Raw genomic sequence first — 15,044 nt, forward strand, 5'->3', positions numbered from 1 at the left:
TCGCAAGAAATTCAGTCGGCCGAACTCGATACGGGCACATTCGACTACAAGCGTCCGGACCTTTCGAAGCACGTCACGATGCCCGCGTTCGATCTTGACGATGTGCCGGGGCTGGGCGAGCAGTACGAATACACGGGGTCGCATACGTGGTCGGATCGCGACATGGGCGAGGCTCAGGCAAACGTTGTCACAGAAGAATGGCGCTCACGGGCGCAACGCTTCTACGGTGTGGGCGCATTGCGTTGTGCATGGCCTGGTCGCTATGGCCTGCTGACCGGGCACCCTGTGCACGATGCACAGTCGGAACAGGATCGCGAGATGGCGATTCTTTCCGTGAACTGGCTCATCCAGAACAACGTGCCGGGTCTTGAAAACCTGATGCGGTTTCGCAAGAGCGTGCGCGCAGAGGTCGAGCAAGCGCGTGCGAACGGTGCAGGTTCGGCGGTGCGCCATGACGACGGCGGTGTCGGATTCTTCCACGTCGAAATCGAAGCGCAACGGCGTCGCGTCGCGTTTCGCAGTCCGTTCGAACACAAGAAGCCCGTCATGCAGCTTCAAACCGGCATCGTCGGCGGGCCGGAGAACGAAGAAATCTATACCGACGCGATGCTCCGGGCGAAGGTTCGGCTGACATCCGATCGACTCAATGACGGCGACCAGAACGTCTCGGCGTGGATACGCGCGGCGATGCCCGACGCGGGCCACAAGCGTGGCGGCATGTTTCCGCTGCGCAAGAACGACGAAGTTTTGATCGGCTTCATCAACGGTGATTGCGATCGGCCCGTGATCTTGTCGAGAATGCACGGCGGCGAAAGCATGCCGGAATGGCACACGCATGGGCTGACCTCCGGCTTGCTGTCGCGCGAATACGGCGGTGAAGGTTACAACCAACTGATGATGGACGACGCCAGCGGGCAGAACCGGGTGCATTTGTACTCGACGAGTTATAGCTCTCATTTGCACCTGGGCTACCTGATCCAGCATTCGGGCAACACGCGCGGCGCGTTTATCGGACAGGGCTTCGATCTCAAGTCGTTGGGTTACGGTGCGGTGCGGGCCGAACAAGGGCTCTATGTGTCGACGCAACCCGTCGCGACCCAACCGCTGAGTGTGACGGCAGCGTCCGAACAGCTTACCCGCGCCGAAGCGATGCTGGCGACGACGTCGAAGGCGAGCCAGGCGAATCGGGCGCAGAGTCAGCAAGACGGCCACGATGCACTGAAAACTTTCACGGACGCAACGCAGCATCCGGTGGCCGGCACGACCAAGGGCGGTCGCACGGCCGGCGGCGGTACGGGCAACGCGAATGGCTTCGCGAAGCCGATCATGCTGCTGTCGAGTCCCGAAGGCATTGCCGCATCGACGCAAGGGTCGGCACATATCACGGCAAACAAGCAAACCAACGTGGTTGCAGGGGAAGACATCAACCTTGCAGCCGGTCGGGCGCTGCTCGCCAGTGTGTTGGAGCAAATCAGCCTGTTTGCGGAAAAACTCGGCGTCAAGATCTATGCGGCAAGTGGCCCGATAGATCTCCAGGCTCAGAACGATTCGATGAGTTTTGCCGCCTCGCAAGATGTGAAGATTACGGCGGGCAAGAAGATGTATCTGTCGGCCGATGAAATCTGGATCGGCGCGAACGGCTCGTATATCAAGCTGACGGCGAACATGATCGAGAATGCAACGTCGGGCCAGATTGTAGAAAAGTGCGCGAATTGGGAGAAAACGGGAGCCGCAAGCGGCACGCTGAAAAACCCGCTGCATTCGTCGCCGGTATCAGCCGACGGCGGTCGTTTCACAGTGTTCTCCGGTTAAACCGCGCGGCGGCATCGTTCCAATACAAGAAATCCTGAAACCGAATCCGAGTCGGGAATCATGAGCAAGACAACGCCTAAAAAGAAGCATCATCCGCCGGCCGCTCCAAAATCGGTCCCCAGACCTGCCGAACCGGCGGATACGTCGCTGAGCTGGGCCTACCCCTTCACGCCGGTAGGCAAGGACGACGCGGCCGACCCGATGACCTATTTCACGGCGCTGGCCAAGTGCGAAAACGGCTTTTATCCACTTGGCGTCAGCGGCATGTGGCACGGTGGCGTGCATTTCGCCGACGGCAGCGCGGAAATGCTGAAGCAAGACAGCGGCGTGCGCGCGATTGCGGACGGCAAAGTCGTGGCGTACCGGCTGAACTCGAAATACGAGGAAACGACGTACCCGAACAACGTTGGTCTGGCGCACTTCTCGACGGGCTTTGTACTGGTCCGGCATGAACTGAAATTACCGCCGAAACCGGCCCCGAAAGAACCCGCGAAACCGGCTCCGGCATCGGCCCCCGCATCGGCTCCCGCGCCTGCATCGACTAACACCGCGCCCCCGACGTCTGCACCAGCCGACAATCCGTCGTCCAACAGCAAAGACAAATCCCTCGTGTTCTTCAGCCTGTACATGCACACGATGGATTGGGAAACCTATCAAAAGGGGATGGGGCAAGCGAAAACGGACCGGCATCCGGACCAGCCACTTCCGTCACCGATGTCATATTGGGAGGGCGACCGCTACTATCGGGTGGGCAGCAAGGCGAAGGACAAGCAAACCGTTCCGAAGCCGAAGGTGCCTGCGCAGCCGCCCGCGACACGGACCGATGGGGCCGACAATCTGCCTATCAACAACACGAGCCAGAACGAACCGCCGCCCGCAGATAGCGGTCAAGATGGCACTCCTCCCGCGCCGGAGACAGGCTTGCACATTCGCGAGTTGCCGAACGGAAAGAGCAAGATTATTGGCGTGTTGCCGACAGGAACCGAAATCATTGCGGGCGAAGGTGACCCTGCACACCCGGACTGGATCAAGATCAAGTCCATTAAATCGGGCACGGTTTTGTCTGCCGAAGTTGGTAAGCCGGTGTCTCCGCAAGCACAGTGGAGCTACGTGTTCAAAGGGGAGCTGGACGCTGTAGTCGATCCGAAGCCGCTTGATACGGTCGTGATTCTGAAGGAGCCGCAGCGCGTCAAGGCGGGCGAAGTCGTCGCGCATGTCGGCCAGTATCAATGGCCCAGGAAGGCGAGCCCGATACCGCCGAAGCCGAACTACCCGATGTTGCATCTCGAAGTGTTCGCGGGGCCGGACCTGAAAGACTTCATCGATCAAAGCCGTGCGCGTGCGAAAGAACTGAACGATAAAAACAAACCGCTTCTGGAAATCGAGCCGGGGGCCAAGCTGGTCAGCGAAGTGCCCGCGCCGGATCAGAAGCTGACCCAATCCGGGTTGAAGCTCGTGCCGATAGGCGATGCAAAGGGCTCGCGCTGGATCAAGGTGCAGCCGAAGAGCGTGACGACCGTGCCCGCGAAAGGCAAGCAAAAGGCTAAGCAAAGCTTCGCAGACGTTGGGAAACCGATGTGGGTTGAAAGCAGTCTTGCGAACACGATCAGCACGGCGAATGTTGCGGGATGGCAGAACTTTCCGCTGGATGTTTCCAAGGCGAGCGGGCCGGGCGCGGACTTCCGGGACGTGCTTCTCCGTACGCAGCTCGGCAAACTTGGTGCGGACAATGTCGCGATTGACGAGAACGGGCATCATTGGTGGAACATTACGATTGGTTCGAAGGATGGTTCGGCGCGACAGGGATGGGTGTGCGAGACCGGCCACCACGGCGTGCAGTTTCGTAGCCCTTGGGAATGGCCGGGTTTCGAATTGGTAGACAATGGCAGCGTGAGCCCTGCCGACATGTTCAAACGCCATATCCATACGACCGAACAATATCTGGCGGACGAGGAAGGTACCGAGTTCATGGGGACGGCAGCGAAGGTCAATGCTGGTGAACTCATCACGAAACTTGAGAAGGCGATCGACACGAACCAAGACGGGAAGGTAACGGCGCAAGAACTGAAGCACGCACTGGAAACGCGTTGGATGGCCGAAGCGGTTTCGCATCTTGTGGTGCGCAATGAAACCGAATGGGGCGGTGGTCTCGGCAAGTGGGAAGATCTCACCCCGCTTATGCAGAAGCAGACCGAGATGTGGAAGACGGAGCTTGACCGGCTCGCGAAGCTTCAATGGTGGGAGCAAATCAAGGGTGTCGATGGCTTCCCCACGGACCTTTCGCCTTGGCACCTCCATCCGATTGGGTTGATCGGGAATTTCACGGCGAAGGAGGTGAGTATCGGTCACGCGCTTTCTGACGATGGGTTATGGTTTATATTTTCACACGAGGCGCAGGCAGGCACGACCAACCGATTGCATTGGCCCGGCGGAGCGAGCGGTGTTACGTTGGGGGCTGGATATGATATGAAGGGGCGCAGCGAGGCTGGGATTATTGCAGACATGAAAGCTATTGGCTTGTCCGACGAAACCGCTGAAGGTATTGCGAAGGCCGCGGGAAAACAGGACTCTGACGCCAATGATTTCGCGAAAAATAATCGAAACGTGGTCGATCTGACACATGAACAAGAGGTCGGCTTGCTGCGTCATACCGTCAAGCCATATGAGGAAATGGTTCGACGTTCAATAAAAATCGAACTCTCGCAGAATCAATTTGATGCGCTTGTAAGCTTTGCTTACAACCCCGCCGCGCGATGGGATAGTGTGACGGATTTGATTAATACTGGAAAAGTTGATGCTGCAATGAGTAAGATTAAAGAGGGCATTAAATCAAAGGGAACGGTGCTTCCCGGTCTTGTGCACAGGCGAAATGATGAGGTGAATTTGTATCAAGAGGGGCGGTATGAGATGAATGGCGTGCCGATTAATCATGAATGATCGATTTTGTAAGTCCATGGGGGGGGTATGTCGATAAGGTTGCGAGAAAGTTTTAAACTACTGTTGGTTGGGTTATTTATTTTTCTCCAATCATTGCACGCTGCTGCTGCCGAATGGAATCCGGTCATTGAAGGTCGGTGGGAAGTAGAGTCGGTGCACTTGAATGTTGATGCGGAGTGGACTCCAAGCTACGGATGGAATGATCCAAGACTAGTAGGAAGGTTGTTCATTTTTAATAAAAATAGAATATGGACTGACGCTCCTGAAAATCGACCATGCGTCGAAATAAATAGCAAGACCTCGCAAACCAACTTGCGTGATCTAATTTCAACGAGCATGTCTGGATTTGGAAATCCCGCAACGAATGCTACCGAAAAAAATTACAAAATTGATATTCCTGGATCGACGATGGTTGATGTTGTTAGGGTCTTTTGTGGCAGTCAGCCTTGGCAAGGTAGTTTGGGGGCCTCGGATAAAGCAAGTGGTGCGTGGATGCTTTCGCCCAGTCCTGGAAAGCTTCTATTGCGCTGGTATGGAGAAACAATTCTCACTCTAAAGCGGGTTCGTGACAACGAGAAACCAAATCCATCTTTCAACTGCGCAAAGGCAAAGAGCGAAGTAGAGATGGAGATATGCAGTTCATATGAACTTTCATCATTTGATAAAAGTATTGCCACGTCTTTTTCGCAATTAATCGAGCAAAGAAAATCGGCAGGGGATGCTGTGGGTGACGTAATTCGCAAGCAAAGAGAATGGATTTCGAAACGAAATTTATGTGGCAAAGATGCTGCCTGCATTCTTGACGCTATGAAGGTACAACTTCTGCAACTTGACGGCATGAGCCGAAATTAGACAAAAAATGCATTGCTTGGGATGGAGTATATAACCAAGGGATGAGGTGTGGATTTGTATGCGAATATTTTGTTGTCTTTGTTACTGATTTTTTGCTCCGACGTTCTCGTTTGCAAAAGAGTGTTCAAATTCTGCTCCATGTGAATTTTACGTCAACGAGCAATCGGATTTAATGAATCGGTCTGACGAAAATATCAGTCAGAGTGGAAGGAGGATTAATAGTTCCTCCATGCGGGGTGTGTGGGTTATGTTGCGAGGTGGTCAATACTGCCTCGTAAAAGAAAGCGAGGCTAACGATAAATCATTCATGGTTGTCAGTATTCTAAAATCGGATGATCATCCTCGCAGAGGGGATGCAATGTTTGGTCGGGCGACGAGCTTGCGCTGAAGGCTCCGCAAGGATTGTCGAAATTCTCATGGAACTTGGCATCGCAGTGGCAGAATAATTTTGAACCGAGGGAGACGTCTTCTCGAAAGATCACAATCCAAGACGGTTTCCGATCGGTTGAATCGTCTGTCCATAATGTCAATGGTAAAATAATTGGGCGCCGCGCTTATATCTACCCTACTCAACTTGATGTAACTCCTGAGAGCCTTGTTTGCTTCGAATTTTGCCCGACGAGTCAGGCAAGTTTTCCGGTGAATCGCGCGAAGGCATTGGGGGATATCCAATTGAACCATCCATTATAGATGAAAGTTCATTGATTAACTATAAGTGCCAATCCCAAATAAAATAAATTATATTTGTCTGGTCGCTAGGGTGGGGAAGGGATTGTCATGATTGAATAGCTAGATGGTGCGCACTTGGTTATATGCAAGTAACTTGGATTGTTTAGTTGAGGGGTGATGTGGGTGGCAGCCAGTTGGAGGAATTCGAGTGATTAATTTGATTAGAATTGGTGATGCCACCGACCACGGCGGCAAAGTCGAAACGGGCTCATCGACCATGAAATTCGATGGCCGCTACGTCGCACGCAAAGGCGACCGCGTATCGTGTCCACAGCACCCCGACGTGTCGCCGAACATCATCGAGGAAGGCGACGAATCGATGAAGGACGACGGCATTCCGATAGCGCGACACGGCCATCGCGCTACATGCGGTTGTCACCTGATTTCAAGCCTGGTGTAACGCTACAACAGCGGCGCGAGGCCCGGTCGCACCGGGCAACGAACGATCACGGAGCCATCGTTCTTCGACAGCACGACAAGCTGCGTAAAGCTGTTGGCTGGTGCATACCGCGACAAGTATAGGTCCAGCTGAAGGATCAGCGCGCCCATGCTGTTTTCAATGAACGCATTCTCGTCCGCCGTCACCACAATTTCGAAGCCTCTCACGAAGACCGAATGCGGCTTGATCGCCAGTAGTCGCTCAACGACGTTTCTTTTGACGAACGAAATCGCCGCGACGTGTTCGGCGCGTCGATCGTTCGGCGCAAGCTGGCGCATGAATTCCACAAAATCCGGCCACCCCTCGCGTGTCAACTGCGTCAAGTTGGCTGTCGTCAGCGCGAGCACGCGCCACTGCGCTTTCGACTCACGGGACGCGCTATAAGTCAGCGTCGGCTGTTTCAGCAGCGCAATCGTGCAAGGCACTCGATCATTTTCGTTTTTCAGATCGCCCTTGAGAGAGCCGATCCGCATCCGCGAAGGCCAGTCGCGATTCGTGCAGGTGAGGTCGGCACTCAATTGCAGCGGTGTTTTCACCACCGCTGTCCCGTCCGCGCGGAGCAGTACGAGCGACGTTTCACGTCCGGGGTGATGGATTGCCGCGTAGGGATCGTGGCGCGTGATCCAGAACCGTTCGCCAGCCCCGACTCCCCATGCATTCAGCGGCGGAATAGTGGTCCCGTCTGACGGATCGCTAACCGCATCAACCGAATAGATGCCGCGTATGTCTGGCCGGTTCGGTTTCGGCACGAGGGGATAATCGGCGACAATTTCGCCGCGCGACGACTTGACGCCCATATGCTTGAACAGGTTCACGATTGGCGTACAGAACAATCCGATGTTGTCCGCCGATAGCGGGGTGAGCGCTTGTGCGACGCGCGAATCCACGTGCACGCCTCCAATCGCCAGGTGCAGTGTTACGCGCCGCGCGCGGTTCATTTGGACGGGTTCAAGACATCGGCGCAAATGAATGTCGACAAAATCGAACTTGTCCGGAAATCCGACGTATTCGAGCAGCGGCTGAATCAGCGGCGAGGTTTGGGGTGGTGGCAGCAGCATATCGTCAGGACCGAACCCGATCGGTGTGACCGGTATCCCCGCAATTGGCATCCACCGCCCGCTGTCGTCCGCTTCCACATATGCGCCCCGGACGCGCAGCAGGACCGTATCCAGCAGCGCGACGACTGTCTGGCGTTCCCCAGCGAAATGGACGCGCAGCGTGTCGGGCGAAACCGCGCCGAGAGGCGAGGCGGCGACCGTCGACTCAATCGTGATGGAAATGAAGCAGGTTGTGTTCGGCGGCAAGGCGACTTGTGCCGGTGCGACGGTGCTGCGCGAGAATCGAGCGTTTGCGATGTGGAGCGGCGCAAGCGTTACGTCATAAGCGGTTCGAAAGCGAACTTCCCCGCCGCGCGACGTGAGCTCCATGCCACGCGGCAAGACGACCGGCTTGCCCGGTAATTCCTTGATCGGATCGAAGCGAGCGATCGAACATGCCGGGAACGGTCGCAAGTAGTGCGGGTGCAAGACATGAAGCAGCGCTTCGGTGAACTTCGGTGCGCCGTCGTCCAGGTCGGCTCGGATTTCGGCTGCAATCAACGCGAACGCCTGCATCATCCGCTGGACGTGTGGGTCTTCCGCCTGTCCGCCTGTAAAGTTCAGGCGGGCGGCGATTCGTGGATACTCGTTGGAGAAGGTTGCGAACTGATCCTCCAGCTTCGTCAGTTCCTGTTCATAGTAGCCGCGCAGCTTGTCGTGCATATCCAACGTCGTAAGGCCTCTGCAGGTCACGACGTGCGTCGTATTGTCCAACGGTCATCGTAGTGGAATCTTCATTCTCCGCGTTCCCGCAGCCCAACAGTCCGACGCCAAAACATGAGTCTGATGCGATTACGGCAACTGCATGACGGCGGGAAAAGCCGCTCAAGTTCGCATGCAATTGATATTCAGTAACCGATATTGATGGGTTTTGGTTTCAGCCGCCGTTTCTTCAATTTCGGCGCGAATATGTTTCGCAATGTGAACTTCGAGGGGCGGCTCGTCGAGATAAAGCCGTGACGGCAGCCGCCGACGCGGGACAAGATCTCCAGGTGATGAGCGGTCAGACGGAGGTACTACGCGAAGGTGGGCGACGGTGGCGATGCGTCGTACGATCCGTCGGGGCACGCGATGATGTACGTGCTCGCACGACGTACAACCTGTCGGAGCGCACGTTTCTGTACGGGACTGTTGCGTACGTGCGCAACGGCGGCAATTCGAATTTCTCGCTGGTCGCGACGCCGCGTGGCGCGACGTGGGGTACGAGCCCGATGACGGGCGAGTCTCAGACGGGCGTGGGGATGATGCCTACGTTCTGAGTGTAGGCGCAGTGCACGCAAGGCACGGGCGAGGGCAGCCCCTGCCTTGTTGCGTTTGCGGCTTTGCCGGATCATTGTGACGTCCACATCAGCGCCGGCGCGCAGATTGAAGTGCGCCGGGCCTGCTGCAGGCCGCTATATGGCTCCCGCGCATCGCTTGTTCATCTTTTCGCCGCGAGTCTTATAGCTGGCGTTACGCGTCGTGCTACCGATAACGTGCGCTGGAGGGATTCACATTTTCTGACGTTTATGGGCTGAAAATTCTGCGACGGCTTGGCTGTCCCGGAGGATAGAAGTGGTTTTGGCTGAAAACACTATCGTGCAAATCAACAACAAGGTAATGGTCTATCTTACGTGGCGGGATAGATTGCTCACGTTTACCCAACCGAAGTTCCCGGAAGCCGGGAGGCAAGTGGTTGCCGGCACGATGAACCACGGCGAAGTGCCAACAGCCGCCGCACTACGCGAGCTTCGCGAGGAAAGTGGTATCGGCGACGCTCAAGTCGTGCGCGTTCTCGGCGGTTACTTCTATTCGATGCAGAAATTCGGAAGAAGCGAGATTCAACACCGACATGTCGTGCATGTCATGGTGAGCGACGCCATTGCAATGAAGGCGCATTGGGCGCATTTCGAGAGCGATCCAGGTTCCGGTGGTGAACCCATTGAATTCAGCTTCCAGTGGGTTCCACTTTTTGGAGCGGAATTCACGCTGATCGGTGGGCACGATTTCTTCTTGCCCATGCTGAAACACTTCATGCGCGAGCATCAACATGAGCGGTTGAACAGAGACTGAAACATGAAGGTTTGCATCGTAGGCCCGTCGGGTGCGGGGAAAACGACTATCGCCCGGCAGTTGGCTCGGAGGTTCGATACTGACGCGTATGAATTCGACAACGTCTATTGGGACAAGAGCGGTGAACAGTACGTGAAGAATTCGGATCAGGCGATGGCTGACGCTATCGCGACGATCATCGCCGAAGCCGGCTGGTTCGTCGAAGGCGCGTACGATAAGCGAATGTATCCGCTGCTTGCCGAGTGTTCACTGATCTTGAAGGTCGAAGTCCCGTTCCGTGTGCGCGTGATACGCCTGATCAAGCGCTTCATCGGGGCGATGGTGACCGGAAAGTTACCTAGGGAGACCTTCGGAACACCATCGAATTGATCAAGTTTTCGTTCCGCTTCGATAAGCGGCTCAGCGATTTTCTGTCCGCGGACGCAGTGCCTTCGATGAAGGTCGTTTCAGTCCGCGACACATCATCGAGCATTGAAGCAATACGTATGGCAGGTCTCTGCTGACGCTATTGCAGGCCTGCGCTGGTCCATCGCGATCGATCGGCGCCGTGCGTCAGAACACGAACGCCTCGGTCGTCGTCAGCACCGCAAACGGTCCGCCAAGCGTCGCATTGTGATGCGCGACGATCCGCTCGGCGGCCAGCGCGGGCGTATCCATGCAAGTATGCGCATCGGCCACGAGCACCGCGCGAAAGCCGAGATCGCCGGCCGCACGGCACGTCGTATCGACGCAGTACTGCGTCTTCATCCCCGCTATCACGATCTCGCCAATACCAGCCGCATGCAGCCACTCCGCGAGCCGCGTGCCCGCGAAGCAACTCGGGCGAGTCTTGTCGAACACGATATCGCGAGCGGCATCGATCGCAAGCGCCGGCAGCAGCGCGGCCAGCGGCGCGTCGGGCGCAATCGGCGAGCCGGCCGGACCGGTGTGACGCACGGCGAATACCGGCGCGCCGGCTTCATGCGCCCGACAAATCAGCCGGTTGATGTTGGCCAGCACGCGTTCGCCGTCATACGGGCGATCGGGGCCGTGGAACAGCCCGACCTGCATGTCGATCACGAGCAGTGCGCGTTTCGGGGAAGGGACTTCGGACATGGCGTTTCTCCTGAGTGGCCGATGCGGACGGAGAAACGAAAAGACCCCGTCCGGAAACCGGCGGGGCCTGTGGGAATCGGTGACGCTACGATCTTGCGCGCACTCGCCGCACGGGCCCGCCGAAGGCGGTCGTGCGCGTGGTGGTCGAAAGGGTGATCGTGGCGTCGTGCATTGATCAATGATGCCCGATGCGCGCGCGCGACGTCAATGGCGCTTCACGTGCCGCGCATCCTCCACCGCTCAATCCAGCGCCTTCCCGGCCTTCTCGTCCATGCAACGAATCGCGAGCAGCGTGAACACACCACATCCGATCGCATACCACGCAGGCGCATTCGGATTCCCGGTCGCCGCGATCAGCCACGTGACGAAGAACTGCGCGAAGCCGCCGAAGATCGCGACGCCGACGCTGTACACCAGCGCACCGCCCGTCGCACGCACCGCCCGCGGAAACAACTCGCCGAGCATTGCCCCCGTCGCACCGATGTTGATCGCATGCACGATCGACAGTGCGGCGATGATCGACAGCAGCGACACGGCGCCCGGCCAGCGGTTCAGCGCGATGAACGCCGGGTAGATCGAGGCCATCAACACGATGCGCGTCCACCAGACGATCCGGTTGCGCCCGTACACGTCGGACAGATGGCCGCCGATCGGCGTCACGAGCATCAGGATCGCGCCGGCGACGCAGCCGGCCGTCATCGAGAGCCACGTCGGCAGGTGCAGCACCTGCACGCCGTAGATCGCCATGTAGAACACGATGATGTAGTGGATCGACGTGCCGCCGATCGTCACGCCGAGGCCCGCGAACACGGCCTTGCCGTGATGGCGCAGCACGTCGGCGAGCGGCAGCGACGCAACCGGTTCGTCGTGCGCGGCGGCGGGCGAGGGCGCCGCCGCCGGGACTTCCTCGACGGTGCGGCGCAGCCAGTAGCCGAGCGGCACGAACAGCGTGCCGATGATGAACGGCACACGCCAGCCCCAGCTTTCGAGTTGCGCGGCGCTCAGCGTCGACGTCAGCGCGACGCCGGTGAGCGCGCCCGCGAGCGCGGCGAGCCCCTGGCTCGAGAACTGGAACGACGCATAGAAACCGCGCCGATGCTGCGGCGCCTGTTCGAGCAGCAACGTCGTCGATGCGCCGACTTCGCCGCCCGACGCAAACCCTTGCAGCAGCCGCGCGAGCACGAGCAGCAGCGGCGCGGCGATGCCGATCTGCGCGAAGGTCGGCGCGACCGCGATCGTCGCGGTGCCGAGCGCCATCAGCAGCAGCGTGAGGATCATCGCCTTCTTGCGGCCGGCGCGGTCCGCGTACATGCCGATCACGAGCCCGCCGAGCGGACGCGTGACGAAGCCGACACCGAAGCTCGCGACCGCGAGCATCAGTTGTCCGAACGACGAATGCACGGGAAAGAACAGCTTGCCGATCAGGATCGCGAAGAAGCTGTAGACCGTGAAGTCGTAGAACTCGAGCGCGTTGCCGACGGCGGCGGCCGCGATCAGCCGGCGTTTCTTCGCGGCGGCGCGGGCATCGACCGGCGTGCCGGCGAACGGAAGGGCGGACGTTTCCATGGGGTTTCCCCGGGTAAGCACGAAACTGCGTGGTGAAGGGCCGTCAGGCCGCGAGCCAGGCTTCGGCGACGCGGACCCAGTAGCTCGCGCCGATCGCGAGGATGTCGTCGTTGAAGTCGTAGCCGGGGTTGTGCACCATGCAGCCGCCCTTGCTGCCGATCCCGTTGCCGATGAACGCGTAGCAGCCGGGGCGCGCCTCGAGCATGAACGCGAAATCCTCGCTGCCCATCAGCGGCGCGGAGTCGGTTTCGACGCGTTCCGCGCCGAGCATCTGGCGCGCGATGTCGGCCGCGAACGCGGTCGGTTCCGCGTGATTGACGAGCACCGGATAGCCGTAGTCGTAATCGACCTCGGCGGTGACGCCGAAGCTCTCCGCCTGGCCCTTCGCGAGCGCTTCGATGCGGCGCGCGAGCAACGCGCGCACGTCGGCGTTCAGTGCGCGCACCGACAGTTTCATCACGACGGTTTCGGGGATGATGTTGAACGTCTCGCCGGCCTGCACGCTGCCGACGGTGATCACGGCCGCATGCTGCGCATCGACTTCGCGCGCGACGATCGTCTGCAGCGCGACCATGATGCTGCCCGCGGCCGACATCGGATCGCGCGCGAAATGCGGCATCGCGCCGTGGCCGCCGACGCCGCGCAGCGTGATCGTCACGCGGTCGGCCGACGCCATCGCGGCGCCGGTGCGGAACGCCATGTCGCCTGCCGCGCGGCCCGGCATGTTGTGGATCGCGAAGATCGCGTCGCACGGGAAACGGTCGAACAGGCCGTCGTCCATCATCGCCTTCGCGCCGCCGAAGTTTTCCTCGGCCGGCTGGAAGATCAGGTTCAGCGTGCCGGAGAACCGGCGCGTGGCCGCGAGGTGGCGCGCCGCGCACAGCAGCATCGCGGTGTGGCCGTCGTGGCCGCATGCATGCATCTTGTTCGCATGGCGGCTTGCGTACGGCAGGCCGGTGGTTTCCGCGAGCGGCAGCGCGTCCATGTCGGCGCGCAGGCCGACGGTGCGCGCGCCTTGCCCTTCGCGCAGCACGCCCACCACCCCCGTCTTGCCGATGCCACGATGCACGTCGTAGCCCCAGCCGGCCAGCAGTTCGGCGACAAGGTCGCTCGTGAGCGTCTCTTCGAATGCAAGCTCGGGGTGGGCGTGGATGCGGCGGCGCACCTCGACGAGCTCGGGGGCGATCGCGGCGATGCCGGGGATGACGGGGTTCACGGCTTGCAGCATGGTCTCTCCAGTGGGGCTGGTGGGGCGTTTGACGCGCATGTGACGACCAAGCATATAAATTTCTTTTGCGTACCAGAAGCTGCTAAATTGCTTTGGTGCACACCGTCGGTTGCCGCTCGGGAATACCCTGAACCACTGCACGGCGCGGCGCAGAGAGTTTCCACGGATCACGCATTGCCCCATGAAATACCATCAGCTGAAAGCGTTCGTCACCGCCGCGGAGGAAGGGAGCATTCGCGCGGCCGCGCGGCGCCTGAACGTATCGCCGGCCGCGCTGACGAAGGCGGTCAAGGAGCTGGAGATCGCGCTCGGCGTATCGCTCGTCGTACGCACCGCGCGCGGCGTGCAACTCACCGCGTTCGGCCAGCAACTGCAGGTGCGCGCGCGGCTGATCGTCGCCGAAATGCAGCGCGCCCGCGACGACATCGAGCAGGCGCAGGGCGCGATGACGGGCTCCGTCGCGGCGGCGATCACGCCGGCGGCGGCGGTGACGATCCTGCCCGACGCGTTTCGTGCGTTCCGGCGTCGCTTTCCGGTCGCGCGCGTCAATCTGATCGAAGGATTTCCGGGCGTCGCGCTGCCGCGCCTGCACGACGGTTCGCTCGATTTCGCGGTGGCCGTCGTCGTGCCGGAGCTGCTGGCGGCCGAGTTCGATCATGCGGAGCTTTACGCGAGCCGCTCGCTGATCGTCGCCCGCAAAGGGCATCCGCTCGCGTCGGCCACCTCGCTTGCCGATCTCGTCGAGGCCGACTGGCTGATGAATCCGTCGCCGGAAAGCTCCACGCAGGTGCTGTTCAACTCGTTCGTCGCGTATGGGCTGCCGGTGCCGGCGCGTGTCGTCGAATGCCCGAGCTTCGGTCTCGCGCACAGCCTGATGACCGGGTGCGACCTGATCGCGTCGATGCCCGAGCAACTGCTGCAAGGCGAGTGGGCGCGCGCTCAGCTCGCGGTGTTGCCGATCCGCGAGCGCTTGCCGGGCGTATCGGTGCAAGTCGTCACGCGCCGCGACAGCCCGCTGACGCCGGCCGCGGCGATGCTGCTCGATTGCCTGCGCGACTCCGCGCGACGCAAGGGATTAAGGTGAGCATGCGCCCCGCGTGGATCACGTAGTGATCCTGACGACCATGAGGCGGGCATGGGCCGGCCGCGGGCCATTCGGGCGCCCCTTGCGCGAGCCGGTATCATAGCGGCCGGCCCGCCGCTCCGGCCGGCCTCCAACCACACCGCCATCCGGCAT

11 protein-coding genes and 1 pseudogene are annotated in these 15,044 nt (G+C 59.6%); 8 read left to right on the forward strand and 4 right to left on the reverse strand.

Annotated elements, in window-relative coordinates; translation table 11 throughout:
* The 4 genes from QZM72_RS07465 to QZM72_RS07480 form a co-directional block, all read left to right on the forward strand.
* A partial coding sequence (locus QZM72_RS07465; protein WP_301737726.1) for a type VI secretion system Vgr family protein occupies positions 1-1,812 on the forward strand: 1,812 nt, incomplete at its 5' end.
* Positions 1,813-1,872: 60 nt separating this feature from the next.
* Positions 1,873-4,749, forward strand: coding sequence for a glycoside hydrolase family protein (locus QZM72_RS07470; protein ID WP_301737727.1), 2,877 nt, complete (start codon positions 1,873-1,875; stop codon positions 4,747-4,749).
* 39 nt (positions 4,750-4,788) lie between these two features.
* Positions 4,789-5,601 (forward strand): lysozyme inhibitor LprI family protein, encoded by an 813-nt coding sequence (locus tag QZM72_RS07475; RefSeq protein WP_301737729.1) that lies wholly within the window; start codon positions 4,789-4,791, stop codon positions 5,599-5,601.
* An 877-nt stretch (positions 5,602-6,478) separates the two neighbouring features.
* Entirely contained in the window at positions 6,479-6,730 is a 252-nt protein-coding gene (locus QZM72_RS07480) for a PAAR domain-containing protein (protein ID WP_089469956.1), read from the forward strand.
* A 2-nt stretch (positions 6,731-6,732) separates the two neighbouring features.
* Here QZM72_RS07480 and tssF read toward each other — a convergent pair whose 3' ends face one another.
* Complete coding sequence (gene tssF / locus QZM72_RS07485) at positions 6,733-8,529, reverse strand: type VI secretion system baseplate subunit TssF (RefSeq protein WP_301737730.1); 1,797 nt, start codon at positions 8,527-8,529, stop codon at positions 6,733-6,735.
* Between the two features lie 351 nt (positions 8,530-8,880).
* Here tssF and QZM72_RS07490 point away from each other — a divergent pair.
* The 3 genes and pseudogenes from QZM72_RS07490 to QZM72_RS07500 form a co-directional block, all read left to right on the forward strand.
* Positions 8,881-9,125: pseudogene (locus QZM72_RS07490) on the forward strand (porin); the annotation flags it as partial.
* Positions 9,126-9,420: 295 nt separating this feature from the next.
* Complete coding sequence (locus QZM72_RS07495; protein WP_144030153.1) at positions 9,421-9,918, forward strand: NUDIX domain-containing protein; 498 nt, start codon at positions 9,421-9,423, stop codon at positions 9,916-9,918.
* A gap of 3 nt (positions 9,919-9,921) precedes the next feature.
* Positions 9,922-10,287: an AAA family ATPase gene (locus QZM72_RS07500; RefSeq protein WP_256979750.1), complete on the forward strand. Its 366-nt coding sequence runs from the start codon at positions 9,922-9,924 to the stop codon at positions 10,285-10,287.
* Positions 10,288-10,470: 183 nt separating this feature from the next.
* Here QZM72_RS07500 and QZM72_RS07505 read toward each other — a convergent pair whose 3' ends face one another.
* From QZM72_RS07505 to QZM72_RS07515, 3 genes are all read right to left on the reverse strand, one after another.
* Complete coding sequence (locus QZM72_RS07505) at positions 10,471-11,013, reverse strand: cysteine hydrolase family protein (RefSeq protein WP_089469953.1); 543 nt, start codon at positions 11,011-11,013, stop codon at positions 10,471-10,473.
* Positions 11,014-11,253: 240 nt separating this feature from the next.
* Positions 11,254-12,579 (reverse strand): MFS transporter, encoded by a 1,326-nt coding sequence (locus QZM72_RS07510; protein WP_089469952.1) that lies wholly within the window; start codon positions 12,577-12,579, stop codon positions 11,254-11,256.
* Between the two features lie 43 nt (positions 12,580-12,622).
* Positions 12,623-13,807: a M20 aminoacylase family protein gene (locus tag QZM72_RS07515; RefSeq protein ID WP_301737731.1), complete on the reverse strand. Its 1,185-nt coding sequence runs from the start codon at positions 13,805-13,807 to the stop codon at positions 12,623-12,625.
* 181 nt (positions 13,808-13,988) lie between these two features.
* Between QZM72_RS07515 and QZM72_RS07520 the strand changes: the two genes are divergently transcribed.
* On the forward strand, positions 13,989-14,891 hold the full coding sequence (locus QZM72_RS07520) for a LysR substrate-binding domain-containing protein (RefSeq protein ID WP_089469950.1): 903 nt from the start codon (positions 13,989-13,991) through the stop codon (positions 14,889-14,891).
* Positions 14,892-15,044 lie beyond the last annotated feature (153 nt).

The sequence above is a fragment of the Burkholderia sp. AU45388 genome (assembly GCF_030481585.1).
Taxonomy (GTDB): domain Bacteria; phylum Pseudomonadota; class Gammaproteobacteria; order Burkholderiales; family Burkholderiaceae; genus Burkholderia; species Burkholderia sola.

What these genes read in the sequence shown, in the direction of transcription:
- QZM72_RS07505 (WP_089469953.1), bottom strand. Translation starts at nt 11,013, where the DNA reads ATGTCCGAAGTCCCTTCCCCGAAACGCGCACTGCTCGTGATCGACATG.
- tssF (WP_301737730.1), bottom strand. Translation starts at nt 8,529, where the DNA reads ATGCACGACAAGCTGCGCGGCTACTATGAACAGGAACTGACGAAGCTG.
- QZM72_RS07515 (WP_301737731.1), bottom strand. Translation starts at nt 13,807, where the DNA reads ATGCTGCAAGCCGTGAACCCCGTCATCCCCGGCATCGCCGCGATCGCC.
- QZM72_RS07470 (WP_301737727.1), top strand. Translation starts at nt 1,873, where the DNA reads ATGAGCAAGACAACGCCTAAAAAGAAGCATCATCCGCCGGCCGCTCCA.
- QZM72_RS07520 (WP_089469950.1), top strand. Translation starts at nt 13,989, where the DNA reads ATGAAATACCATCAGCTGAAAGCGTTCGTCACCGCCGCGGAGGAAGGG.
- QZM72_RS07500 (WP_256979750.1), top strand. Translation starts at nt 9,922, where the DNA reads ATGAAGGTTTGCATCGTAGGCCCGTCGGGTGCGGGGAAAACGACTATC.
- QZM72_RS07510 (WP_089469952.1), bottom strand. Translation starts at nt 12,579, where the DNA reads ATGGAAACGTCCGCCCTTCCGTTCGCCGGCACGCCGGTCGATGCCCGC.